The sequence below is a fragment of the Aliinostoc maniaoense genome (assembly GCF_058172895.1).
In genome coordinates, this window is the sequence record NZ_CP187952.1 from 1054685 (window position 1) to 1079926 (window position 25242).

The window sequence follows — 25242 nt, forward strand, 5'->3', positions numbered from 1 at the left end:
AAATGATGAATAACTTTGATAATGAAATTGAATTTGAAGAAGATTTATCTTTAGAAGAGGAAGACGAAGAAACTGAAGGTGATTTCATCTCAGATACATTGTATATTCAGCCAGGACAAATCAAACTAATTGAAAGATTTCCTCTAGGTTTCACCGTACCAGATAAACTACCCGCAATTATAGTAGAGGGTTATACTCTTACTTGGATAAAAGCAGCTTTACAATGTTTTGGCGAGATTCAACAAGCAGCTAATGTCAAAAATCTTCCTTATGGCTCATTGCGAAATTTTCTACAAGTAGTATTAAAAGATGCTACGCGAATTGAACCAAAGATAGGTCTTAGCAAGAGTGCATTTTATCATGCTAATAAGGGAGATGAGCCAGAACCTTTTGTTTACATTACTGGTGGCAATGAGGAAGAAATAAATAGAATGCTTCGCCCAATTATTAATGATTGGTTGACAAACTATCTCAAACCATTTATTAAGAAGGAAGATATATCGGTAAAGATTATTGAACGCTTAGAGGATTTGCAACAAAAAGGAGAGTTAATCAAAGTTTCTCCCTTCAAATCTCAAGTATTACCTTGGGCTTGGAATAAAGAGACGGATACAACTCAAGCTAAAGATAAATATGCGTATCGAATGCTTGCAGATTATGTGGCTCGTCAAATTGCTGGACAGGTAATTTTTCCAGAGTTAGGGCCATTGAAACGTGTTATTTTCAGCAATGGCACATTTACTTCTGGTATTGCAGAACTGATTACAGATCCGATCACCTTAGATAACAAAAAGGGAAAATTCAGTTTTGTAGTGAGATTGGAAGTTATTACTTATCCATCTTTACATCAACCTTTATTACAAGTTGAGATTTCTAAACGTCGCTGGTTAACTCAGTTAAAAGCTCCTGAATATGACCGTAGAAATATTAGCGGCTTCATATTTTCTCAAGAGCATAATGATCGCGCCTTTAGCTATCAAGTCAAAGCCGAACGAGACAAAAACAGCAAGAATGCTAAAACTAACAAAGAAGAGAAGGTAAAATGGGTTTGGAGAACAGATAAGGATTTTGAAATCCTGCGGAGAAAATTAAATCTGGGGTCATCGAGTGATGGACAAGAAATCGCTAGAGGTTTAGCATCTACTGATAGCTGTCAGGTACTTCTAACTTACCGTAATGGACTTCAATATAATTCAGAAGATGACGAAGAAACTTCAGAAAGATACGGTATTGAAACAGGTGTACCAGAGATTGATAAATTAGATGCGTTTGAGGCGATCGCTCAAATTATTCAACCATTAGGAATCGAAATATTTCAGGATTACACAGAAGTAAAATCTAAGCATAAACCAGATGATATAGCATCACGCATGATTAATCTTCCTACATTGCTTGGCGGTGTTTTGGAAGCTATTGAAACAAATACCAACTGGGAATTTACTCCAAAATATCTCGATCAACTAAATGATAAACGAATTGATGATTTGCTAAGTAAACACTTTGGCATTCGTTTAGAAGGTATTCATTGGGGAATAAAAGCTCTTCAATTCAAAGGACGCACAAAGAATCAGACTGATGATCTTCAAGCCATTATTCAGGCAAACCAAGCAGCAATGCAGAAATTATATCCCAATGAGCAACCCTTATTATTTATATTTTATGAAGCTCATTTACAAACAGAAGCGAAACTGTTAGAGAAAATTACTCAACTTTTGTGGGGCGACACACTGGAAATAAAAATTAATCGCTTGCCTGAAAATACTCATGGGCCAAAAGAGATTTTACCAGGAAAAGAGTTGAACGCTAAAGACAGATCAAGTAAGAGAATTAAAGCATGGGAAGCTACTGCACAACAAATTAAAAAGCTCAATCAGCCAACTTTCTGCTTAATCATGGCGCGGAAGTTTTACCCAGATCCTACTGGTCAAAAAACTGCTAAACTGGATGATAAAGTTAATAAACACTCAACTCGCAAAGCATTAGCGATGGCTGATGCTGGTGTGCAGTTTCTATTACCCATTGAAAAGACGCGCAAAGCAAATCATCTCAAACTTGCAGACTTTTTCCATCGGATGCAATCAGCATTAAAAGATTTAATCTTTGCTCATTCTGGTCGCATTGATAATATCAACGAAAAAGTTGATAAGTACCTGCAAAATATTCCCCCAGAAGCTAGACCAAAAGAAATTATTGCAATTACAATTGAGCGTAAACAACAGGGTCGCGCTCGTGGCAAAATCGAAGATACATTTTTACCAATAGCAATCCGCCTCAATGCAGATACAGGTAAATGTGAATTTCGCTGTGCTTATAAGAAAGGTAACTTAGTAATTAGCCCGTGGATTAGTTTTTCTGATGCACGAGCTTTTGTTGCTGAACTTACTCCCATCAAACTGGCTGATAAACTTGATAACGATGAGGCGCGCAAGACCCGATTCATGGAATTTGTGAAACAGATTATTTCTGAGTCTGTGGAAGCAGGTAAGCAACCACTGGTTATGATTGATTCTACCAACAGCGTTCAACTGTGGCCTTGGTTAGCTGATATCAGAATTAATGCTAACGAAATTAACCTTGGTTCGTATCAAGATATGCAAGTTGACTGGCAAGGCGCACGTATAATTCGTATTCGCCAAGAACTTGCTCCTGGTATTATTGAGAAAAAAGTCAGACATATAATAGAGACTTCTCTAGAAGATACCAGAACTAAAGAAGAACTAAAAAAACTGCCACCTGACATAGAAATTCCTTCAGCATCTAGCGCAACTGGCTTATTTCGACTCAGCGCGACTAACAAAACTGGATGCGTAGCTTATCTATCTGTGGCGCGTGAATTACCACAAAGAAAAGCTCGTGGGCAAAGTTGCTATCGTCCAACCGACACTCTAGTTAAAAAAGTAGATGATTCTAAAGAGCCAATTTGTAACAAAGCTGAGTTAGAGGTAAGTCAACTCACTCAACAAGCTCCTTTCGCGGGTCGCTGGCCGACTCCCAACCCCCTTGAGATTGTCGTTACCCTACGTCAACCAGAAGATAACCCTGATGACTTAGCGGCTCTTGTTGAGTCACTGCGCTACGGCTTTGGTCACTACAGTGATTGGACAGCCTTACCTGCTCCCTTATTTTTTGAGCGCGTTGTGCGTGACTACATCAGCGATTTTACTATTGAAGATGATGAAAGCGAGGGTGATGAGTCAGATTCATAAACTGCATATCATAGAATACAGGTGAGTTGTATATTGTGCTTTTGGAATGTCTAGTGTGATGTTTTCATATTTACACACTTACCTATATTTCAAACATCAAATCTGATTGCAATAGATCAAAATAGAAATATAGCCTGTTGTTTGTCCAACTTTGAATTAAACTAACTCTGTGCGTAATTTGCAAGAAACTCACCTCAACCGCGCCCGTGCTAGTCTCAGACAAGCAATGTCTTGGTATGGATATCTTCGGAAACCAGGGCATTTATCATCTAACCCGGAATTGGCGGCTTTAGTAAAACCAGAATTAGAAGCTTTAACTGCTACACTCAGTAAACTAGATGGTAATGTGATTAGAATTGCCGCCTTTGGTTTGGTGAGTCGTGGTAAGTCGGCAATTTTAAATGCTTTGTTGGGCAGTAAGATTTTACAAACTGGCCCCCTCAATGGTGTCACTCAGTGGCCGCGTTCTGTACGCTGGCAACCAGGGGGTAAGGTGATAGTAGAGTTAATTGATACCCCAGGATTAGATGAAATTCAAGGTGAGTCACGCGCACAAATGGCTAAGGATGTGGCGCGTCAGGCTGATTTAATTTTGTTTGTGGTATCTGGAGATATTACCCGCACTGAATATCAGGCACTTTTAGAATTAAGAAAAGCACAAAAACCCCTGATTTTGGTTTTCAATAAAATTGACTTATACCCCGATACAGATAGGACAACTATTTACAAAAATTTACAGCAATTAGGTGCAGCTAATCCCCATGCCGAGCCTCTGTTACCTGATGAAATTGTGATGGTGGCGGCAGAACCTGCACCAATGGAAATCAGGGTGGAATGGCCTGATGGCAATGTGAGTTATGAATGGGAAACTCCGCCGCCACAGGTAGACGAACTCAAGCACACTATTTTAAATATTCTCAACCGGGAAGGCCGATCGCTGTTAGCATTAAATGCACTGATTCAAGCACGGGAAGCTGAAGCTGCGATCGCACAAAAAACTCTTGATATCCGTGAACAAGAAGCGGAAGATATTATTTGGAAGTTTACTAAATATAAAGCCTTAGCCGTCGGGTTAAATCCTATCGCTTTTCTAGATGTTATCGCTGGTAGTGTGACTGATTTAGCTCTAATTCGCGCCTTAGCTAGATTGTATGGTTTACCGATGACGAGCTATGAAGCTGGAAGGATATTAAAAACAATTTTATTCAGTTCTGGTAGTTTATTATTAGGTGAATTAGGTAGCAGTTTTCTATTAGGATTAGGTAAGAGTACGGCAGCGTTAACTAGTGGTGATAACCCGATTAATATGACTGCCTTTGCTGGTAGTGCGATCGCTCAAGCCGGAATTGCTGGTTATGGTGCATATTCTGTAGGTAAAGCGGCTCAAGTCTATTTAGAAAAAGGCTGTACTTGGGGACAATTAGGGGCTGATACTGTTATTCAAGAAATTCTCTCTCAAGTTGACAAAAATACAATTCTGTATCGTCTGCAACAAGAATTAAATATCAAATCTTGAAATTAAATGAAAAATATTGGCTGAATTGTTGCTGTGATTGATAGTTAGTCAATTAATATCAAATTCCTCTGATAATTGCCCAAAAATCCAATTTTGAGTGCAACATAAAAGAAATAGCAATTATTAGCTAATCACTAGACAGGATGACTAATAAAAGGTGTTGAAAACTCGAACGGTGTTCACCACTACACTCTTTGGTCAGTCTATCTAAACTAAGAGTATTAGCTCTGAACCACATCTTGATATCAGTCAATAGAGGCGATAAAGATAATGACAGCAACTTTCAATGTCGGACTCAATAGTGTTAACTCAGACCAAAATGGAGCTACAAACTTAGAGAAAGCTATTTTAGCAGCGATCATCGAAGCCCGCGCCACCTGTGAGCAAAATGGTGATAATTCTCCTAATTGTGCCGTAGCTTGGGATATTGTGGAAGAATTACAAGCAGAAAAATCTCACCAAGAACAAGCCCTCAAATATAAAACCGCTTTAGATAACTACTGTGAACTACATCCAGAAGCTTTAGAGTGTCTCATCTATGATGTTTAGAGGGTTAACTGTTAATTCTTAACTACACTCTTTCAGTGCAAATTAGCTGCGGCTGATTGGGTGATTTGTTGGATACTAGTTAAATCTGGCGGTGGTGTTTCACTTTCTGTTGCTAACCACAATAGGTATTCAATATTTCCCGCCGGGCCAGTAATTGGCGACCAAGTTAAGCCTTTGTATTTCCAACCTAGTTCCTGAGCTACTCGCAACACCTGGAAAATAGCATCAGCTTGGTCATTGGAGTCACGTACCACACCTTTTTTACCCACACGAGATTTACCCACTTCAAACTGAGGCTTAACCAACAACACCGCTTCACGAGGGGGTTGAGTTAGTCGCCAGACAGCAGGCAAAATCTTAGTTAAGGAAATAAACGAGACATCCACCACCGCCAAATCAGGAATAGGGTCATCTTCATCATATAAATCCCCAGGTTCAAGTTGTCGTAAATTGGTACGTTCCCGCAACTTCACCTGGGGATGATTGCGTAAACCCCAGTCGGTTTGTCCATAACCAACATCAATGCCGTAAACTAATTTAGCCCCGGCTTGCAGCAAACAATCAGTAAAACCGCCTGTAGAAATTCCCCCATCTAAGCAAACACGCCCTGTTATGGGAATTGCAAATAATTCTAAAGCCTTAGCGAGTTTATCACCACCACGAGACACAAACCGCGATCGCTCTTTAATTTTAATTTCAGCAGCAATATCAACCTCTGTCCCCGGTTTATCAATCACCTGTTGATTAACCATCACTTCCCCCGCCTGAATTAGCCTCTGTGCTAAAGCGCGAGAACTACATAAATCCAACTCTACTAATAAAGTATCCAGTCTCTGCTTAACCAATATCACCCACCAAAAGCATTCTCAAAAGTCTACTACTCATATTTCTCCCTTGTCTCCCTTGTCTCCCTTGTCTCCCTTATCTCCCTTGTCTCCCCTTGCCCCTTGCCCCCTGCCCCCTGCCCCCTGCCCCCTGCCTACACAGTGATAAAATACTATCTAAATTACAACCCCCTAACCCCCCCAAACACCGCTAACCCGTAATACTTCCAAGGCACTGCTACAGTCTTAAACCCAGCCTGAGTTAGCATTTGCAAATGAGTATCTAAAGTTGCTAGTTGGTCTTGACTAGAATATCCTTGTTGGGTGCTGCTGCCAAGTTTAGCCCGAATCTCCGTTAAAGTAGTACCCTGTTGATTTGCCCATTCCTCCCGCGCCCCTTGATAAATTTCTGCTAGGGCTGGTGATTCTGGTAAGATAGGGTCTGCATTCCAAAAACAACCATCTTGCTGGAGACTGGCGGCAATACGCTCGAATACTTTTAGCTTCATTTCATCCTGAAGATGGTGAATTGCTAAGGATGAAACACAAGCATCAAATTCACGAGGAATATTGAATTTATCTGGATTCATCGCCCATGCACCAAAATCTGCTTCTATACCAGTCCATCTGTGTTGGTATCCAGCTACAGTGATTTTATTCTGGGCAAATTCCAACATTCTGGGTGAGTAATCTAGGGCAATAATTTGCGCTTGTGGACAACGTTCGAGTACCTTAAGACTAACCTCACCTGTACCACAGCCTAATTCTAAAATGTAACGACTACTAGAAGGCAGACAACGGGTGATAACATCTAGTATTTCGTCATATCTTGGTAATAAAGTCCGAATCCCGTGATCAAAATCAGCAGTATTGGCAAATACTTCTCCAGGAAATAGCTGTGACATGGTTATGCTAATTAGGTACTCCGAACATCAATTTTAAAACATTCAGTAAAACATTCAGGACTTTGAGACTGCCCCCTTGAGTAGCCTATGGGATTATACTTAATTCTCTGGTATTAATTTTCAGGCGATCGCTCTTAAAACACAAATTTTTTCTCATCCTTTGATTGAAATTTTTGATGTAATCACGAATTAACTCTGAAACCGTGTATATTAACAGGTTAGTTAATTGCTTTTAATAAAATCTGTGAAATTTCCTGTTCCTGATAGAACAGTTGAGGTTACGAGGGTAACGAAGAAAAAAATCAAATCGGATTGCTATACTTACGCATACAATAATATCCATGAAAATTTTTTACTACAACGAAAACAATTTCGGTGATCAACTCAATACCTGGCTATGGGATCAGTTGATACCGGGTGTATTAGATGATGATGAAAGTGCAGCTTTTGTTGGTATAGGTACTCTAATTAATGACAGATTACCACTCAGAACAAAAAATGCTCGCTTGCGAGTAATATTTGGTACAGGAGTAGGTTATGGCAAAGGCGTACCTCAAATAGATGACTCTTACAAAATTTATTGTTTGCGCGGGCCACTATCAGCACAAGCACTCGGACTGGAAAATAAATTCGCACTCACTGACGGAGCTATTCTCATTAGAAAAGTTTATAATTTTAACAGCGAAAAGCGGTACAAATTTTCTTATATGCCCCATCACAACACAGATGGTAAGGGTTGGCCTTTAGTCTGTGAAAGACTGGGATTTGGATATATTAATCCTCGTTGGTCAATAGAAAAAGTTTTATCATGTATTAGCCAAAGTGAGGTGATATTGGCAGAGGCTATGCACGGTGCAATTATTGCTGATTGTTTTCGTATACCTTGGATTCCAGTAATTTCTCACTCTACTATTTTGCCTTTTAAGTGGCAAGACTGGTGTCAGTCTATGAATGTAGAATACAAGCCAGCATATATCAACCGATTACATCATCCCAAAGAAAAACTAGATATATTATCTCCAGTACGTTTAGTTCGTGATTGGTTAAGACAAAAAGAATCTGCTTCACAATTGCTCAATGTTGCCAAAACTGTACAGCCTACTTTAAGTAGTGATAGCACCGTAGAAAATCTCACTCAAGAAATGTATGAAAGGCTTCAACAATTTAAACATGATTGTGAAACAGGCCTTTTCTCTTAGCAACTTCCAGAACAAAATTCTCTAAAATTGACTAGTTCGTAGTAAGGACTTTAGTCCTTGTAATTTTAAGGACTGAAGTCCTTACTACGAACCTCATAAAATCTCTAAAATGTAGGGTGGGTCAGTAGAATTAATTCCAATTACATTAAAATAATATTTATACTGACGCACCGAAATAACAAATTCCCTGAAGTCAAAATTTATCGATAATAAAAGTCAAAATTAGTTAATGTTTGCAATCTTGCTAAATTTAATCGATAGTAATAAGCAAGTTGACTTTTGATTTTATGACTAACAGCTTTGGGATCTTTCAACTTATCCCAAAAAGTTTTAGAGTCGGGTTGGCGAGAAGCATATGTATGTTTTACAGCTTGTTTCAAAGGCTCTAAGTTATAGCTTTGAACTGTCCATCCTACTTTACTAGCAGCCAAACCAATGCAATTACCTTCCCCAGTATGTATATGATTCAATTCAAAATAACTGGCGATTATTCCCCACTGTTTAATAAATTCTTGCTCTTTTCCCCCGTCTCTAGTGATGATGAATAAATCTTCATGCACATAGTGAGTATTTTCTAGAGAAATACCTAATTTCACTCCTAACTTTCTGATTATTTCTAATCTTTTTGAGACTCTTTTATTTCTACTATGCTCAAAAATATGTATGAAATTACCAGATGTAATTCCCGGCAACCATTCAATATCTTCAGGAATACTTGCTACAATTTTTGTATCTGCATCTACTAAGATAGCCGAATCATATCTAGATAAGGCTTCGCCAATGACAAATCGCTTGTCATTGTAGCAGTAGCGAATACCTTTCTGATCATGTTTAAATGCCAGAATATTATCCTGTTCGCGGAAATCCTGGGGGTCATCTGTGTAAACTAACAGTGTAGTATTAGGAAAGTATGTTTTTAATCCACTAGCCAATTCTTTAGCAAGAGAACGGTATTTATTACCAAGGGCTAAAGTACAAAAACAAAAATCTTTTTTTTGGGAAATCATGGGAACTTAATTCGATAAACTGCAATTTTTCTGACTCTAGTTGACTGCAAAACTTTATCTATAGAAGAAGTTGAAATCTGTCAAAGCTAACAATCTAGCTTTATTCAAGCGGTAGTGATAGCCAAGTTTCCTTTTCCATAAATCCCAATTAGTCTGTTTATTAGTGTAAGAAGCATCTAAATGTTTAGTGATATTTCTCACTTCAAACCAGCCATCTTTAACCACATTCCATCCCACCTTGGCGGCGGCTAATCCCATTGCATTACCTGAACCGGCATGAATACCGCGCAATTCTAAATATCTACCAATCTTTGCCCAATATTTGAGATACTCTATTTCTTTACCTTCATCCCTGGCAATAATAAATAAAGACTCTCCAATATAAGGTGAGTCTTCCAAATTAATATTTAAATGGGAAGCTACTTTTTGGATATGTTTTAATCTGTCAGGAGTATATCTAGTAACGTGAGCAACTAAATTCTCGCAATGTCCTGCTGTAATACCTGGTTTCCAAGTTAAATTATCCGGTAAGGGAGATAATACTGTTGTGTCTGCATCAATATATATTGCTGCATCAAACCTTGATAAAGCTAATTCCATCACCAAGCTTTTATCATGGTAACAATGAAGAATACCGCGCTGTTTGTGTTTAAAAGCTAAAACATTGGCATAATTTTTGAAATCTGTTGGCTCATCTGTTAAAACAACAAAGGATTTTCCTGGAGCATATTTTGCCAAATCATTAGCCAATTGTTGGGTAAGCAACCGATATTTCTTTCTTAAAGCTAATGTGCAGAAGCAGTAATTCTGTTGTTGGTAATTCATAAAGTTTACTTATGTATTTTTACTGATTTTCCCAAGGGGAGATAGGAGCAATAGTATTTCTACGGTTTTTACCGTTAGTCTTTATGATTACATTACAATATATCTGTGCTTCTTACGCACACAAGAGGCTTAGTTTACTGTATTTTTACTGATACCACTATGAATCTTAATAATTGATGGGAATCCAATTTGATTTAGAGAAAAAATCTAAGCATATGTAGTAACCCACCAAAGGTGTTGGTGGTGGGTGCGTTACGCTGTCGCTAACACACCCTACACATCTGTATTTTTACTGATAGAACCATTAATCTTCAGAAAAATTGTAAAAATTTAGATATTGAAATTTAAAATATAAATATAAATCACCTCTGAAATTTCACTTTTTGTGAAACTCCACAGGCTAGAGTTAATATCAAAAATAGATGATTTATAAAGTCAACCTGAAATTTGTAGGGTGCGTTACGCTTTGCTTTAACGCACCGGATGATAGTAGTGCGTTATGGCTAGATTTAATTTGCTCACAAGCCCCGCTAAATCTGTGTTTAATAGTCTCGGAGATTTGCTGTAATACAGCCTACTGAGTATTTACTTGATTTTTCTCAGATAATATATAGCCTTTCCCAGTCAAATGAAGTACACACCAATTTATTCACTGTTCCCTGTTCCCCCAACCCTGTTCCCTAAAACAAAAAAACTTTGTACCTCACTAGCATGAGAACGGCTATAAATATTAAATCTTGAGTTGCCGCAATTGTTGTTTGATATTATTTAATGTCTTTTGCCACTGATTTGGTTTGGTAGGTGCAGCTATATCTGCCGGAGGTAGTGCAGAGTTAAGATTACGGTAGTATTGCCAAATATCCCAGTAGGGACAACCAGGTTGAATGCGAATACCTGCCCAATGGAGATATTGCAGGGGTTGATTGACGCTAGGATCAAATAAGATGTTACCTTCGGCTTGGAATTGCTTTGAACCTGCCCAATTACCTGGAGCTTTTCCTTCTCTACGAACAATATTAAATCGCTGAGGAATCCGCTTCAGCAACATATAATTGATAATTGGTTGGTCAGAAGTTTTTTCAGAGAAATCAAAATATTCAGGATGAGCCGCACATTCGGCAAAGGTGGTAAATAAATCATTTTCAGAAATTAAGTTTTTCTTTGAACCCCAAAAACCACCGTTGAAAATATCTTTAACTTCAGTTTCATTGAATATATTATCTGCAAATACTTGGGGAGTGAAAACATTTTTTATTCCTCCCAAATGTTGATAATCACAACAAATAAAATCAGTGTCAGCTAGATAATTGAGATTATCAATGATTTTTTCAAAAACAACAATATCAGTATCAATATATAAAAATTCATCAAATGGGCCAAACCAACAAGCTTGTTTACGGAATTGGTTAGGACGAGCAAAAAATTCACTGCCGAAAATTTCATGTAATTTCTGAGCTAGGTACTTAATAAAATCTAGGTCTTCATAAAGTTGTACGCCATAATGTTTATTGAGTAATGCTGCTATCTGATGATAATTATCATCATAGGGAATCATGACAATGGGGGTATCTTGGTCATGTAATCGAATACTATTAAGTAGAGCGATCGCATGATCGATTACTTTGTCATTAGCAATAATATAAATGCCTCGGCTCATTGTTACTACCTCAAAGAGTTAAACCTAGTTTGCGTAAAATTTTTGTCCCCAAATTTGCAGAGCTATTCTTAGCCTTTGGCTTAGTTGCTAATATTGGCCGCTTGTCTGGTTCATGGAGATAGCGATAATGTAGAAAAATATCACGGTAGGCAAAATCAATCTTTTCCCCTGCGGAAACTTCTTTAAATAACCGAGATTTTAGACCAATATAATGAATATAAGTGAGTCGCTGACCACGGTCATAGAGGATATTATCTTCTGTGGTAAAATGATTTGAGGTGACACAACAGCCTGTTCTTTCCTCTTTTGGTAGTTGCAGAGCTAAGTTACAGTAAGAAATTCCTAACCGCATCACCATATAGTTAAGAACTGTTTGATCAGGGGCCATTGAATATAATATTTCGGCTTCTCCTTGGCGGAGTTTGGCTAAAATAGTTTCTTGCTTTTCGACTGTAAATAATCCTTGTTTAGCAGCATAAAATCCCGAACAAAATATTTGCGTTTGCAGTTGTTCGGGAGTGAATAATTGTTTTAACTTGGGGGAATATTCATCATAAACATGAGATAAATCTTTATACTGAAAGTCATAGACTACAAAGTCATGCTCATCTAGCTGTGCAAAAATTTTATCTAGGGGACTCATTAATAATGTGTCTGCATCCATGTAGACAAATCGCTCAAAAGGTGCATCAAAAGCACAGTAACGGCGATGAGTGCCGACGCGATGATATTCTTCATTACTAACTTTTAGCCAATGAGCTTTTGCTGTGGGGTGAGTATCCCAAACATGACGCACAAATTCATCCCAGTGTTGCATGGAATTTTGATCATTGTATAGTTGCACCTGGGGACGGTGGGCTATTTCGGCGGCAATTTGCTCTGTATGTTGATCATAAGGATAGATACAAACGGGCATGGTTTGGCCATAAATTGCTTCGATACTATTGAGTAAAGCAATCAGTTGGTCGTAAACTTTATCATTAGCTAGGGTACAAATGCCATCCATAGAATAATTCCTGATTTATGAGAACTTAGTCACAAATTCTGACAACCAATTGAGTAAATTGAGTTTGTGTAAGATAATTTGTCTAGCTTCTGCGATCGCATCTTTAGCTGCATACCAAGCATCAGGAGTAGCAGTCACTTCTCGGATGTAGGCAATGCCTTTTTCATCTAAACTCGGCAATCGTAAAAAACTCCCTGGTGGTAATAATTTATCAGCAGCGGGGCCTCCATAGTAAATTGGTAAACACCAAGCCAGCAAAGCATCCCATAGTTTTTCACTCACATACCAACTGTTGTCAGCGTAGTTTTCAATGGCTAAATTGTAATAGTACGGGGACATTCCATGCCATTTACCACCTAATTCCCCTGATGATTTTGACCATGCAGGTAAATTACGTCCATATAAATCAAACTTAATTTCACTATTTTGTAGTGATTCTAAAAATTGTAATCGTTGACGATGATTCTCTGTGCGATCAATACCAGAAGTAATCCAACTACAAGGGGCAATTTTTTCGGGTATAGGCATTTCATTTAATTCCCGAAAGGAGTTGCCAATATACCAAATTGCAGGCATATAATCAGGTACAGGGGCAAAATCATCAGGGCCAGAAACATAACCGCAGTAATTTTGTGCTACTTGATAATAGTGTTTATTTTTTTCCACCACTTCATCTAAGGGTGGTTCGCGCAAAAGATAAATTACCCGTTCTTTCGGCACACCTCTCAGGCGTGAAGTCACACTAGTTACTGGTTTTTGTGGTTTGCCTCTGAGTTTATCTAGCCAAGAATATTTAGGCTGTTTTCTTTTGGGGAAATCAAATTGATACAACAGCATAAAATCTGGATTGGGGGCTGATGCTTGCATTTGTATATTGCCCCACATCCCAAAGCGATGTGGTGTTTGTTGCCATAGCCAATCAACTCTTTTATCAATATTGCTATAGCTGCTAATCATGCCGACAGTTTTGATATTCATTGGTTGCTGATATTAATTGATTTAATTGCTAATTGTTATGTATGTTATCTTCAAATTTTTCTAGAAAATTAAGTAAATTCATCCCTACATCTAGAGCTTGTTTAAGGGTTTGATATCGATTTGGCAGTAATTCTAAATTATCTTCAGCAAGTGAACCGAGAGAACTTAATAGGGAATTTAATTTAAGATTAAATTCGTGGAGTTGACGCAAATATTCAATTTGAGTATTACTATTTTGGCCGTTATCTGGTGATGCTGTTGATAAATACTGGCTTTGCTGCTGCACAATATCTTCAAAAATATCTAGAGTGTTGAGGATTCTAAAGGTTGATTTGTATAAATCTTCAATTAATACTTGATGTTCTTGAGTGTTGTCTGTCATCTCATCAAGTAATAGGTGCAACACACCAATCATAGAGTTTAACCTTGTCCGCATTTCATAAGAAATTCGCAGTAAGCTTTGATTACTATGATTGTGAGTTTTGGGAATGTCGCTAAACTGCATGGAATATAGACGTGCATAATAACCACCTTTTTGTAGCAGTTGTTCATGCCTTCCTACTTCCATGACTCGTCCTTGGTCGAGTACGGCTATTTGGTCGGCTTTTTGAACTGTAGAGAGGCGGTGAGCAATGACTAAAGTGGTGCGATCGCGGCTAAGATTATCGAGAGCAGCTTGTACTAAACGCTCGGAAACTGTGTCTAAAGCACTGGTGGCTTCATCTAAAATTAAAATTTCTGGATCTTGCAACAGAGCGCGCGCAATAGCTAATCTTTGTCTTTGTCCGCCAGATAACATTACACCGCGATCGCCAATTAATGTATCAAATTCCTGTGGTAATTTACTAATAAATTCATAGGCGTTGGCTCGTTTGGCGGCTGTAATAATTTCCTCATCAGTGGCTTCTGGTTTGCCATAGGCGATGTTCTGGCGTACCGAATCATTAAACAAAAAGGTATCTTGACTAACAATTCCCATCCTCTGGCGCAAAGATTTTACATCAAAATCACGCAAATCTCTGCCGTCAATTTCAATACTGCCTGATGTTGGGTCATAAAATCTTGGTAGTAAATCTGCTAAGGTAGATTTACCAGCCCCAGAACTACCTACTAAAGCTAAGGTTGTACCACGGGGTAAAAATAAATTGACATCTTTTAGCACTAGTTTGTCATGTCCCGGATAGCCAAAAGATAACGATTTAAAACTTATACCCTTTTCTAATTTGTTGTAGATAATATTCCCTCTCCCCATAAAAGGTTTATTATCCCGCCGCAAAAAATCATCGACTATTTCCACACTCGGCGCACTATTAGCAAAACTATTGCGGATACTATTCAATTGAGAAACTAATGGTAAAACTCGCAGTAATACTAATAAATAAGTCAGTAAAACAGCAGATAAAGCAGAAACTTGACTGGCAAATAAAATTCTGCTTAAAAATACAATCACTAGCAAGGATGTGATTCCCATAACTTCACTTACTGGTGCAATCAATTGGGAATTTACCTGGGAATCAAAATCTGCTTTTTCACGGTCACGAATTAGTTTTCTAATTTTGTGATATTCTTTGTCTTCATTCCCTGTTGATTTAACTAATCGAATCCCGTTTAATGTCTCCAACACAGTGATTGAATATAGTTTAGACATTTCACTGAGTTGTTTACCAAAGTCTTTAGAACGGGAAATTGTGTACTGGTTAATTAATGTCACCAAAGACAACAACACAGTAGCCGCAATCGTTAATTGCCAAGAAATAGATATGAGCAATACCAGAAATACACATAGGGTAATAACATTAATAATTAATTTAATGACATTACTAATAGAACCTGCTGACCGGGCAATTTCTCCTCCTAGACTATTTAATAAATCACCAACTCTCATTTTACTGTAGTAGTCTAGGTCAACTTCTAGCAATAATCTTAAGCCTTCCTCCCGGATATCTGAAGTTAATTTTCTCGTAAAAGAGCTTGATGTTAAAGAACTAGCATAAGCGGCTAAATTTTTTAAACAAATTGTTAATATAATTGCCAAGGACATGACTAATATGCGATAGTTCTCTGGCACACTATCAAACGGAGTCATGATTGACTTAAGCAGGGGAGGGGCATTAGTTAAGTCTATTTCTTGTCCGACTATCTTTAAAACTATCGGCACAATTAAAGTAGTGCTGACACCATTAAATAAAGCTCCAGAAAATCCCAATAATATCGTGAGCAAAATCCAGCCGGGATAGGGTTTAGCAAATTTTAGTAGTAGTTTTCTGGTAGACATCTGTTTTTCTAATCACACCTCAGTTATTTTTATCATTATTCTGTCGTTTCTACATATTTCACCTTTTTCGATGCACAGTCATCGCAAATTATGTTTTAAGTAACCGTGTTTTTACTGTTATACAAGCTAAGATACATACAATTTTATGTTATCCACCATTTACCACTAACAGTCAATTTTTATCAGAGCTAGGGGGAAGCGGGGACTGGAGAAACCGAACTTCGTCCAAGCTGCCTTTTATAGATAGCTTTTCTCTCCTGTTGTTTATAACTGAGCAATTAATGATTCGAGTGTAGAAGCCATTGCTTGTAAACTATATTTTTCTACACATCTGGCTCTAGCTTTTTCTCCACGTTCATTCGCCAAGTCTAAATTTGCAAATATCAATTGAATCTTTTCCGCAATTTGTGGTGGCGATGCTGGGTCAACTAAGTAACCAGTATCCGCTAAAATTTCTGTAATATCTCCTACATGAGTTGATAATACAGGTTTAGCCATAGCCATCCCATCTGTCAACTTTAAAGGAAATTGAGCGCGAGAAGTTAAGGTATCTCGTTGCGGCACAACCACAACATGAGCCGCCGCCACAATTTCTGGCATAATTTCTACAGGACACTTTGGTAATTTAATGATCCAACGTCCCCATTTTTGCATTAATTGCTCATCGTAGTCGTCGTAAGGACTCCCACCGACAATTACTAATCTAAAATCAGGCTCATTTAACAAATCTAACGCCATTAAGACATCTTCCACTCCCTTATGGGGACGTGGTGCGCCAGGAAACATCAAAATCCGATATTCAGATAGTCCATAACGCTCTCTACTGATTTTTGGGTCATACTTACTAGGATCAAACATAGTAGTATCTTTCCCATTCGGTACATAAACACCGCCAAAACGTGCTTGTAAAAACTGAGTATCTACTGTCACTGCATCGGCTTTGGAAACTAACTTTTCTATCCATTGAAGATACAGTGGATGGTCGGGAAACCTCAATGCACCATTAGGCTTAAAAATATCTCTGTAAAATTGCTTCAAGCTAGGACGATATCGCCATTTATCGCCGCCATGCCAACTTAGTTCCCAGTCATCCATATCTAAAATTACAGGCTGACGGCTACTCAATTTCTTCCATAGGGAAACACCAAAACTAGTTGGTTTAGGTTTGACTGCATAAATAATATCGCCGTCTACTTTTTGTAAGAGTTTTTGAGCAGAACTAAAAAAATCGGGATAGTTAGTACCAGCAATAGGAATAACTGTAATTTCATCAGGAGGAATTGCATACAATTCTGTGCCATACAGAAATCCTACAATTTCTACTTGATGTCCTAAAAACTTCAAAATCTGAGCTAGTAAAAAAGCTCGGACGCTACCACCACCTGATAAATCGCTAACTACTAATGAAACCTTCATGATCTCTAAATCAACCGTTCAATAAAAGGAAACAAATCCACACTGGCAGCCAAAGGATTAATAATAATATATAATTTTTTCGTCTCTACTCGTATTTTTACTGATAAACGATGTGAATAATGCTTTCATTCATTTTCACCTTTTAACTGAGAATTTCTAATACCTTTTGATAATACAACCGATTAGCATCTCTGCATTCTCCTAAAGCTTCTGGGTAAGCATATACCTGTGGCAATTTATCCCGCCAACTATTGGGTTCGCAAAAGGGAACTTTATATTTTAAGGTATAAAATTTAGTTGAAAAAGGAAAAGCTAATACTTTTTTATTTAATAAAATTCCCCAATACATTCCATGATAAGTATTAGTTAAGATAGTGTCTGCTTCACCTAAGAATTTAATTATTTTACTAAAACTTAACTGAAAATCATCCATTCTTGTGAAGAATTTAGAGATTTTATGACCTAATCCTTGTTGATGATTAACTTTATGATTAATCATCACCGGGAAATTGGAGGGATTTGCCGGAACTTCCCATTTGGGATTTGCGTGTTGATAAATGACAAATTCGTGTTTGATTTCATATTTTTTATCAAACAACTCACTCATACAACTGACACATGGTACATAGTTAAAGCCTTGCTCATAATCTCTGATACCATGTAAATCAAACTTAGTCATGTAATTGGGATAGTTTAAATTCCCTCCTAAATTCTCATAGCTATTATGACCTACACCCCAAGATATTAATTTTCTTTTTTTGTTGTCAGCAATGTAATTCATCTTTTCTGAGAAAAAATCTCTAGCTACTAAACCACCTCCACCAACTATAATGTCATTATTTAATATTTCTGGATTATCCAGATTCATAATATCAATGGTTTTGGTTTCCTGGGGAAACTTAAAATAGAGTAAGGGAGAAGACATAATATCGCCGACATTATCATCTCTTCTATGGATATTGACTAACATTTATGAATATTCCTCATGAGAAATTAGTTTAATTGTTTTTGTATGGCTTGAGAAAAATTTTCCCAAGTTAAATGTTCAACGGTTTTTCTGACATTTGTTTTAATTTGAAATGCTTGTTCAATCAGATGACAGATTTCCTCAACAGAACTATCAACATCAAAAATAAATCCGTTCTCTCCATGCACGATTAAATCAGGAGCAAATCCTGTGTTACTAGCAACTGGAACTACATTGCACATCATGGCTTCAACTAAGGGAATTGGCCCTCCTTCTAGCTTGGCTGTGGAAACAAAAACATCCATTGCGGCATAATATTGGGGATAATCTGCATAGGGAGCTTCAATGTAAGAAAAGTTGGGTAAGGATGCCATTTCTGCAAATCTGTCGTAATTTTGCCAACCTTTACCTAGTAAAATAAAATGACGCGATCGCATCATTTTGATAATGTTCAAAATCCGCTCTGGTTCTTTGCGATAATAAAAAGCTGTACAAAAACCTATAGCACCATTTTCACGCTCATGGGGTTGAAACAAATTTGCATCAGCCGCACCTAATATATGGGTAACTTTTTGGGAGTTCAACCCCTGTGAAATCAGCAGTCTAGCAAATTGGGAGCAAGCACATATAACTTTGGTGGCTTTATTGAGTACATAAATCAGTTCGTCGTTACTGATACCCAAATCATTGCGAGGATGAGTATGCCAAACTAATATTTTACTACCCCAAATTGATGGGTTAAGCTTGAGACAGATTGGTAAAAAAGAGTAATGAGCAAAAAAGTAAGCTTGGGATGGAGGTAAGGCAGACTCTGAATAATGGAAGCAATATTTACCTGGAAAGTAAGTGGCAATTTCTCTACATATAGCTTCTAATATCCAACCTTTCGCCAAATCTAACACTACAAACACTAAATCATACTCTTCCTGTTGATTTTCTTGAGCTTTATGAGTTGGTAATTGACTCAGCAAAAACTTCCAATGCGATAGATTATAGGAAATAATATATCTTGGTTTGTCAGCTAGTTTTTTGGTTTGATTATTAAACTTTTTTAGTCTATTTTTTATGCGTTCATAGTACATAATTTCACATAAATATAGTTTTATTTTTATTCAGAATATAATTAGCGATATTTTCAGGATAAATTCAGAGTATTTTTGACTAAACTAATTTTTTCTGACACAAAAGAGATAATTTTTTTAGAACGTGGGCCGCGATACTTTTCATACAATAAAAAGCTAGGGGTAATTCTTCTAAGTTTATTTACCATTTTTATGGTAATTTTATTATTGATTTTTATCTTTTTGTCAAATAATCTGACTGGTGTAGGCACTATATTAATTAATCGCTCAAATGTAGGTTGATCTTGTTCTCTAATCGCTTCTTCCAAAAGATACTCTAAACCAGTTGTGCAGAGACTATTTAAATCTGGATGCTTTTGGACTACATTTTCATAAAATAAAATGTAGTAGTTTCGCATATAAGGCCAGTTATTGGTGCGATTAGTTTGATGCTTAGTATAATAAGCCCCAATCATGGGAGTATAAACAAAATTCGCCCCTGCCCGCAGAACGTCTACACCAAAATATCTATCTCCTAATGCTTTGAGATATTCAGGGAATTTAATTTTACTGAATATACTTTTGTGCATCAGCATCGCTTGCTGAAGACAAGGATGGGGAGAATCTGCCAAAAAATCGGGGATAAGTAAGCGTTGAATTAATTGTTCTGTAGTTAACGAACCGATAATATTTTCCTGACGGTTAACAATATTTTCTTCGGCATCTATGAATACTCGTTCATAATCTGAGTAAAATATCACATTTTCAGGATTGTTAATTTGTGCAAGATGCTCTAACTGAAATCTAATTTTATCTTCATGAATCCAATCATCTGCATCTAAACATTTAATCCATTCTCCCTGAGCTTTTTCAACACCAAAATTGCGAGAAGCTGGTAGTCCACTATTTTCTTTAAAGAAATATTGCACTCGCTGATCAATACCCATTAATTGCTCGGATACTTGACGAGTGCTATCAGTAGAACCATCATCTACAATTAAACACTCAATGTCAGTGTAGGTTTGTGACAATACACTTCTGACGGAACGCTCAAGGTAGTGTCCTTGATTAAAGCAATTAATAATAATTGATACCAGTGGAGGCATTGCTCAGGTTTTCCTCATAGTCATATTGATCAATTAATACTCACTATCATAGAAATAGTAGAAGTATTGACTTAGCCTGGGAGACTTTTGGTTCTTAAGATAGCATAGATTTTTGGTGTAATTTCTGATGATGGGTTTGACTTGAGAGTCACAGTTACTTATCAGGCCTGGATCATAGCAATGCTGTAGTCAAACTAGGCTAAGTAAACTATGACCATCACTTACCAATTAATTAGTTTTACCTGTCCTGTTTGGATATGGTTAAAAACACGGTTAACCTGACGACGTTCCTCTTCTGGAAAATCTCCTTGACTCAAAACAGTCTCAATCAGCAAACTATGGTCTTGAGGACTCATCTTACCAAAGCGTAAGATTCTGTCTACAATTTGCTTAGTTGACATTGTTGATTGGTTGTCAAGATGATTCTGTATGTAACCTTGGCTATTAGGCATAAATATCCTACAGATGCAGGTGTGTAATGATACTAGAAGTCAGTCTTGTTGGCTATAAAGTAAATCTCAATAGTACTACTTAGAGTCATGTGTACAGATTGTTAAGTAATTTGATAGCAAAAAAGAACACAATTAATCTAACCGTGCTTTAACGCTTCTTCCTAGAGAAGTTTCACTGATAAAGTCAGATATTCTTTATGTTTTTTTGTATAATTTAAGTGTAAGTACAAGTTTATACTGCTATAAGCCATCAAAATAGGTGAGCCAAGCATTTAAGTTCCAGTATGAGACATCCAAAAATCAAAGTTTTTGGTGGGTGACTTAAATCTGTAATACACGTAATCTCTATTACAGATTCCAAGACTGGTTCACAAATCAAATCAGATTGCTATCTTAGTGCTTAATTCATATACAAAAAACTAATCTTATAAGGAAATAAAGCCAATGCAAGTTATTCGTCTGGAGGCACTCTCAGACAACTATATATTTCTACTGTATGACGATAAACAAAAGATTGCGGCTGTGGTAGATCCGGCAGACTCTCAACCAGTTCTTCAGCAACTTATACAGTTGAATGCGGAATTAGTAGCAATTTTGAATACACACCATCATCATGATCATGTAGGTGGTAATAGTGATTTAATTAAAAAATTTCCCCAAGTTGTAGTTTATGGTGGTGCAGCAGATCAAGGAAGAATCCCAGGACAAGAGGTATTTTTGCAAGAAGGCGATCGCGTTAAATTTGCTGATAGAGTAGCAGAAGTGATCTTTGTCCCTGGACACACCCGCGCTCACATTGCTTACTACTTCCCTCCTGCAACAGCCAATGAGCCAGGGGAATTATTCTGCGGTGATACTTTATTCGCTGGTGGTTGTGGTCGTCTATTTGAAGGCACACCCGCGCAAATGGTAGAATCTCTTAGTAAACTTAGGTCTTTACCAGATGATACCCGTGTTTGGTGCGCCCACGAATACACGTTAAAAAATTTACAATTTGCTCTGACATTAGACGGTAATAATACTGAACTACAAAAACGTAGCTATCAAGTCAAAGCACAACGCAGTCGCCAAGAACCCACAATACCCTCAATGTTAGGCATAGAAAAGCTGACAAATCCCTTTTTACGTTGGGAGCAACCAGCACTACAATTAGCAACTAATAGCACAGACCCCATACAAACATTTGCGCGGATTCGGGGAATGAAGGATATGTTTTAATGTGCTAATAACTAATTTGCAAAGTCACAGAGGCTTGGACTTCTTGCTCTCCGCCAATTACAGGGGTGGAAGCATCCGCACTAGCTAATTTAGAAGCTTCAGCACGATATAACATTGGTGGTGGTGGCGCACTTGCACCGTTAATTTGAATACTAACGACTTCCTTAGACTGGAGGCCGAGGGCATTAAAAACCGCTTCAGCTTGTTTTTGAGCTTCCTGGGTTGCCTCCTTTAAGGCTTCTTGCCTAGCAGCTGCGATCGCTTCATCAGTAGCCACAAATCTAATACTATTAATTTGTGTCGCCCCAGCTTTCACCGCTTCATCTAATAATATTCCTGCTTTCTCCGTAGCAATACGAAAGCTCACCGTATTACTAGCAGCATAGCCAGTAATTCGTTGTACATTATTGGTGTAACTATAAACTGGATTCAGCCGGATTCCCGTAGTCTGTAACTTTTCCACATTGCGACTTTTGAGAAAAGCCACTACCGCCGATGATCTTTTAGCTGCCTCTTGTTGGACTTCCTGAGCAGTTTTACCCTGAATTTCTACCCCCAAGCTGACTTCGGAAATAGTTGTAGGAATTGATTCTTCTCCTCTGCCAGTCACAGTGAGAGTACGCAATAACTTTTGTTGTTCCTGCGCTATCCCTGGCTGTCCCAAAGTCACAAATACCAGCAAAACTAAGGGTAGAGTGCGCCAAAACTTGCCACCACGCCACACAGAAGCCAAGAAACTACCTCTAGCTGTAGACATCACGTTTACACTCCTCTTTCAATTTGTAGACCTACACAGTTTGTATGTTTCTACTGTGACATTGCGATCGTTAAACTTGAAACCGGTTACATTTTTTGAAACTAAAAATTACACCCAAAATTTTTTCATCAACAATACTGAAGTACAGATACCATATAAAATCACCAACCCCTACACCCCTAAACCCCTAAACCCCTACACCCCTACACCCCCACACCCCTAAACCCCTACACCCCCACACCCTCACACCCCCACACCCTCACACCCCCACACCCCCACACCCCAAATTAGGAATCCTCTCATGGCATATTGGCTACTCAAAACTGAACCAGACAATTACTCATACTTTGATTTAGAACGCGATGGTAGTACAGTTTGGGATGGTGTGAACAATCCCCTAGCACTTAAACATCTGCGAACAATGCAGCCTGGGGATTTGGCATTGATTTATCACACTGGTAAAGAACGGCAAATTATCGGTATAGCTGAAATCCATAGTCCACCTTATCCAGATCCAGCATTTAATGATGCTAAACGGGTAGTTGTAGATTTGCGACCATTGCAAAGAGTGCCTCACTCTGTTAATCTATCCCAGATTAAACAAACAGCGAAGTTTACAGAGTTTGATTTACTGCGACTTCCCAGACTATCTGTAGTCCCAGTATCTGATACTCACTGGCAATATCTCATGGAATTAACAGGTGTTACCCATCTTGTCTGATGAACAAGTAACAATGGAAAAAAAGGACGTTCACCTAACAACGCCGAGCAAATGCAGTTTTTAAGTGCAATCAACCTCTATTTTCCTCTGTTGGCAACTACAAATACAGCCGCAGACAGTTCAATGGTAGTAGCTGCCGTGCTACTGAGTTTAGTAGTCATTTTCCTCGCTAGTAAAGTGGGTGGAGAGTTATCTAACCGAGTAGGTTTACCACCTGTTTTGGGGGAATTGGTAGGTGGTGTATTTGTCGGGGTGTCTGTTTTACATCTGTTAGTGTTTCCAGAAACTGGTGCAGATAGCTCCCATTCGGTGATTATGAGTTTTCTGCAAACTACAGCTAATTTGAGTCCTGAAGCGACACCAGCAGTATTTGCGGCTCAGTCAGAAGTAGTTTCTGTATTGGCTGAATTGGGTGTGATTATCCTCCTATTTGAAATTGGCTTGGAGTCAAACTTAAAAGAGTTGATGGCTGTCGGTATGCAAGCCATAGTCGTAGCTTTTGTAGGAGTCACAGTACCTTTTGCCGCAGGTACATTAGGCTTAATGACTTTGTTTGGTATTGACGCTGTACCCGCCATCTTTGCAGGCGCAGCTTTAACTGCTACCAGTATTGGCATCACTTCCAAAGTGCTGGCAGAATTAGGACGGCTTAATTCCAAAGAAGGACAAATTATTCTCGGTGCGGCGGTAATTGATGACGTACTAGGAATTATTGTTTTAGCGGTAGTAGCTAGTCTCGCCAAAGACGGAGCAGTAGATGTTGGTAATGTAATTTATTTAATTATCAGTGCTAGTGGATTTTTGTTGGGTGCAATCCTGCTGGGGAATATATTCAACAAAACATTTGTGGCGATCGCTGATACCCTCAAGACAAGAGGTAGTTTGGTCATACCAGCATTTATCTTCGCCTTTGTGATGGCATACTTTGCCGCCGTGATTCAATTGGAAGCCATCCTAGGCGCATTTGCCGCCGGTTTAGTCTTAGAAGAAACAGATAAGCGCAAAGAACTACAAAAGCAAGTCTCCCCGATTGCTGATATGCTAGTGCCTATCTTCTTCGTAACTGTAGGTGCAAAAACCGACCTAGGAGTATTAAATCCAGCTATTCCCAGCAACCGAGAAGGTTTAATTATGGCTATTTTCCTGATTGTGATAGCAATTGTCGGTAAAGTGATCACAGGCTTTAGCGTCTTTGGTCAATCCCAAATTAACCGCCTAGCTATTGGTGTGGGTATGATTCCTAGAGGTGAAGTCGGATTGGTTTTTGCTGGTGTCGGTGCTGCCAGTGGCGTTCTCTCCCCATCATTAGGGGCAGCAATTATCATGATGGTTATCCTCACAACCTTTTTAGCTCCTCCTCTATTAAGGTTCGTGTTTCCTGAATCAAATAAACCAGTGCAAGATTCAGAGCAGCTGATCTTAGAAGAATAGGGACTGGGGACTGGGGACTGGGGGCAGGGGGGCAGGGGAGCAGGGAGACAAGGGAGACAAGGGAGACAAGGGAGACAAGGGAGACAAGGGAGACAAGGGAGACAAGGGAGACAAGGGAGACAAGGGAGACAAGGGAGACAAGGAGAGAAGTCTGTAGCTTGCTTCC

The 25242-nt window shown here is 38.3% G+C and carries 21 protein-coding genes; 7 read left to right on the forward strand and 14 right to left on the reverse strand.

Going from position 1 to position 25242, the window contains the following annotated elements; translation table 11 throughout:
• The first annotated feature begins 2 nt into the window (after nucleotides 1-2).
• The 3 genes from ACPZ3T_RS04745 to ACPZ3T_RS04755 all read left to right on the forward strand — a co-directional run bounded on the left by ACPZ3T_RS04745 (nucleotide 3) and on the right by ACPZ3T_RS04755 (nucleotide 5271).
• The gene (locus tag ACPZ3T_RS04745; RefSeq protein ID WP_490273893.1) at nucleotides 3-3206 is read left to right on the forward strand and encodes an RNaseH domain-containing protein; all 3204 of its coding nucleotides are present in this window, start codon (nucleotides 3-5) and stop codon (nucleotides 3204-3206) included.
• 169 nt (nucleotides 3207-3375) lie between these two features.
• Nucleotides 3376-4722 carry a GTP-binding protein gene (locus ACPZ3T_RS04750; protein WP_490273895.1) on the forward strand — a complete coding sequence of 449 codons (1347 nt, stop codon included), beginning with the start codon at nucleotides 3376-3378 and terminating at the stop codon, nucleotides 4720-4722.
• A gap of 270 nt (nucleotides 4723-4992) precedes the next feature.
• Entirely contained in the window at nucleotides 4993-5271 is a 279-nt protein-coding gene (locus ACPZ3T_RS04755; RefSeq protein WP_490273897.1) for a Calvin cycle protein CP12, read from the forward strand.
• A 32-nt stretch (nucleotides 5272-5303) separates the two neighbouring features.
• Here ACPZ3T_RS04755 and ACPZ3T_RS04760 read toward each other — a convergent pair whose 3' ends face one another.
• Nucleotides 5304-6116, reverse strand: coding sequence for a TlyA family RNA methyltransferase (locus ACPZ3T_RS04760; RefSeq protein WP_490273899.1), 813 nt, complete (start codon nucleotides 6114-6116; stop codon nucleotides 5304-5306).
• A gap of 161 nt (nucleotides 6117-6277) precedes the next feature.
• Nucleotides 6278-7000, reverse strand: a complete 723-nt coding sequence (locus ACPZ3T_RS04765) for a class I SAM-dependent methyltransferase (RefSeq protein WP_490273901.1) — start codon at nucleotides 6998-7000, stop codon at nucleotides 6278-6280.
• A gap of 341 nt (nucleotides 7001-7341) precedes the next feature.
• On the opposite strand from ACPZ3T_RS04765, the gene ACPZ3T_RS04770 reads away from it, so the two are divergent.
• The gene (locus ACPZ3T_RS04770) at nucleotides 7342-8199 is read left to right on the forward strand and encodes a polysaccharide pyruvyl transferase family protein (protein WP_490273903.1); all 858 of its coding nucleotides are present in this window, start codon (nucleotides 7342-7344) and stop codon (nucleotides 8197-8199) included.
• 200 nt (nucleotides 8200-8399) lie between these two features.
• Here the strand turns inward: ACPZ3T_RS04770 and ACPZ3T_RS04775 are convergent, their stop codons facing one another.
• The 11 genes from ACPZ3T_RS04775 to ACPZ3T_RS04825 form a co-directional block, all read right to left on the reverse strand.
• Nucleotides 8400-9206 (reverse strand): hypothetical protein, encoded by an 807-nt coding sequence (locus tag ACPZ3T_RS04775; protein WP_490273905.1) that lies wholly within the window; start codon nucleotides 9204-9206, stop codon nucleotides 8400-8402.
• A gap of 54 nt (nucleotides 9207-9260) precedes the next feature.
• Nucleotides 9261-10031 carry a hypothetical protein gene (locus tag ACPZ3T_RS04780; RefSeq protein ID WP_490273907.1) on the reverse strand — a complete coding sequence of 257 codons (771 nt, stop codon included), beginning with the start codon at nucleotides 10029-10031 and terminating at the stop codon, nucleotides 9261-9263.
• Between the two features lie 730 nt (nucleotides 10032-10761).
• Nucleotides 10762-11688 (reverse strand): Npun_R2821/Npun_R2822 family protein, encoded by a 927-nt coding sequence (locus ACPZ3T_RS04785; RefSeq protein WP_490273909.1) that lies wholly within the window; start codon nucleotides 11686-11688, stop codon nucleotides 10762-10764.
• Between the two features lie 10 nt (nucleotides 11689-11698).
• A complete protein-coding gene (locus ACPZ3T_RS04790) occupies nucleotides 11699-12694 on the reverse strand; it encodes an Npun_R2821/Npun_R2822 family protein (protein WP_490273911.1) in 996 nt (331 codons plus the stop codon).
• A 15-nt stretch (nucleotides 12695-12709) separates the two neighbouring features.
• Complete coding sequence (locus ACPZ3T_RS04795) at nucleotides 12710-13672, reverse strand: glycosyltransferase family 10 domain-containing protein (RefSeq protein ID WP_490273913.1); 963 nt, start codon at nucleotides 13670-13672, stop codon at nucleotides 12710-12712.
• Nucleotides 13673-13700: 28 nt separating this feature from the next.
• Complete coding sequence (locus tag ACPZ3T_RS04800; protein WP_490273915.1) at nucleotides 13701-15947, reverse strand: ABC transporter ATP-binding protein; 2247 nt, start codon at nucleotides 15945-15947, stop codon at nucleotides 13701-13703.
• Nucleotides 15948-16211: 264 nt separating this feature from the next.
• On the reverse strand, nucleotides 16212-17363 hold the full coding sequence (locus tag ACPZ3T_RS04805; RefSeq protein WP_490273917.1) for a glycosyltransferase family 4 protein: 1152 nt from the start codon (nucleotides 17361-17363) through the stop codon (nucleotides 16212-16214).
• A gap of 142 nt (nucleotides 17364-17505) precedes the next feature.
• Nucleotides 17506-18333, reverse strand: a complete 828-nt coding sequence (locus ACPZ3T_RS04810) for a polysaccharide pyruvyl transferase family protein (protein ID WP_490273919.1) — start codon at nucleotides 18331-18333, stop codon at nucleotides 17506-17508.
• Between the two features lie 23 nt (nucleotides 18334-18356).
• Entirely contained in the window at nucleotides 18357-19301 is a 945-nt protein-coding gene (locus ACPZ3T_RS04815; RefSeq protein WP_490273921.1) for a glycosyltransferase family 4 protein, read from the reverse strand.
• A 164-nt stretch (nucleotides 19302-19465) separates the two neighbouring features.
• Nucleotides 19466-20497, reverse strand: coding sequence for a glycosyltransferase family 2 protein (locus ACPZ3T_RS04820; RefSeq protein WP_490273923.1), 1032 nt, complete (start codon nucleotides 20495-20497; stop codon nucleotides 19466-19468).
• 221 nt (nucleotides 20498-20718) lie between these two features.
• On the reverse strand, nucleotides 20719-20949 hold the full coding sequence (locus ACPZ3T_RS04825) for a hypothetical protein (protein WP_490273925.1): 231 nt from the start codon (nucleotides 20947-20949) through the stop codon (nucleotides 20719-20721).
• Between the two features lie 444 nt (nucleotides 20950-21393).
• Here ACPZ3T_RS04825 and gloB point away from each other — a divergent pair, with 444 nt between their 5' ends.
• Nucleotides 21394-22167: a hydroxyacylglutathione hydrolase gene (gene gloB / locus ACPZ3T_RS04830; RefSeq protein ID WP_490273927.1), complete on the forward strand. Its 774-nt coding sequence runs from the start codon at nucleotides 21394-21396 to the stop codon at nucleotides 22165-22167.
• A 4-nt stretch (nucleotides 22168-22171) separates the two neighbouring features.
• On the opposite strand, the gene ACPZ3T_RS04835 is transcribed toward gloB, so the two are convergent.
• The gene (locus tag ACPZ3T_RS04835) at nucleotides 22172-22924 is read right to left on the reverse strand and encodes an SIMPL domain-containing protein (RefSeq protein WP_490273929.1); all 753 of its coding nucleotides are present in this window, start codon (nucleotides 22922-22924) and stop codon (nucleotides 22172-22174) included.
• Nucleotides 22925-23225: 301 nt separating this feature from the next.
• On the opposite strand from ACPZ3T_RS04835, the gene ACPZ3T_RS04840 reads away from it, so the two are divergent.
• Both ACPZ3T_RS04840 and ACPZ3T_RS04845 read left to right on the forward strand, forming a co-directional pair.
• The gene (locus ACPZ3T_RS04840; protein ID WP_490273931.1) at nucleotides 23226-23645 is read left to right on the forward strand and encodes an EVE domain-containing protein; all 420 of its coding nucleotides are present in this window, start codon (nucleotides 23226-23228) and stop codon (nucleotides 23643-23645) included.
• A gap of 51 nt (nucleotides 23646-23696) precedes the next feature.
• Nucleotides 23697-25076: a cation:proton antiporter gene (locus ACPZ3T_RS04845; RefSeq protein WP_490273933.1), complete on the forward strand. Its 1380-nt coding sequence runs from the start codon at nucleotides 23697-23699 to the stop codon at nucleotides 25074-25076.
• The last annotated feature ends 166 nt before the right edge of the window (nucleotides 25077-25242 follow it).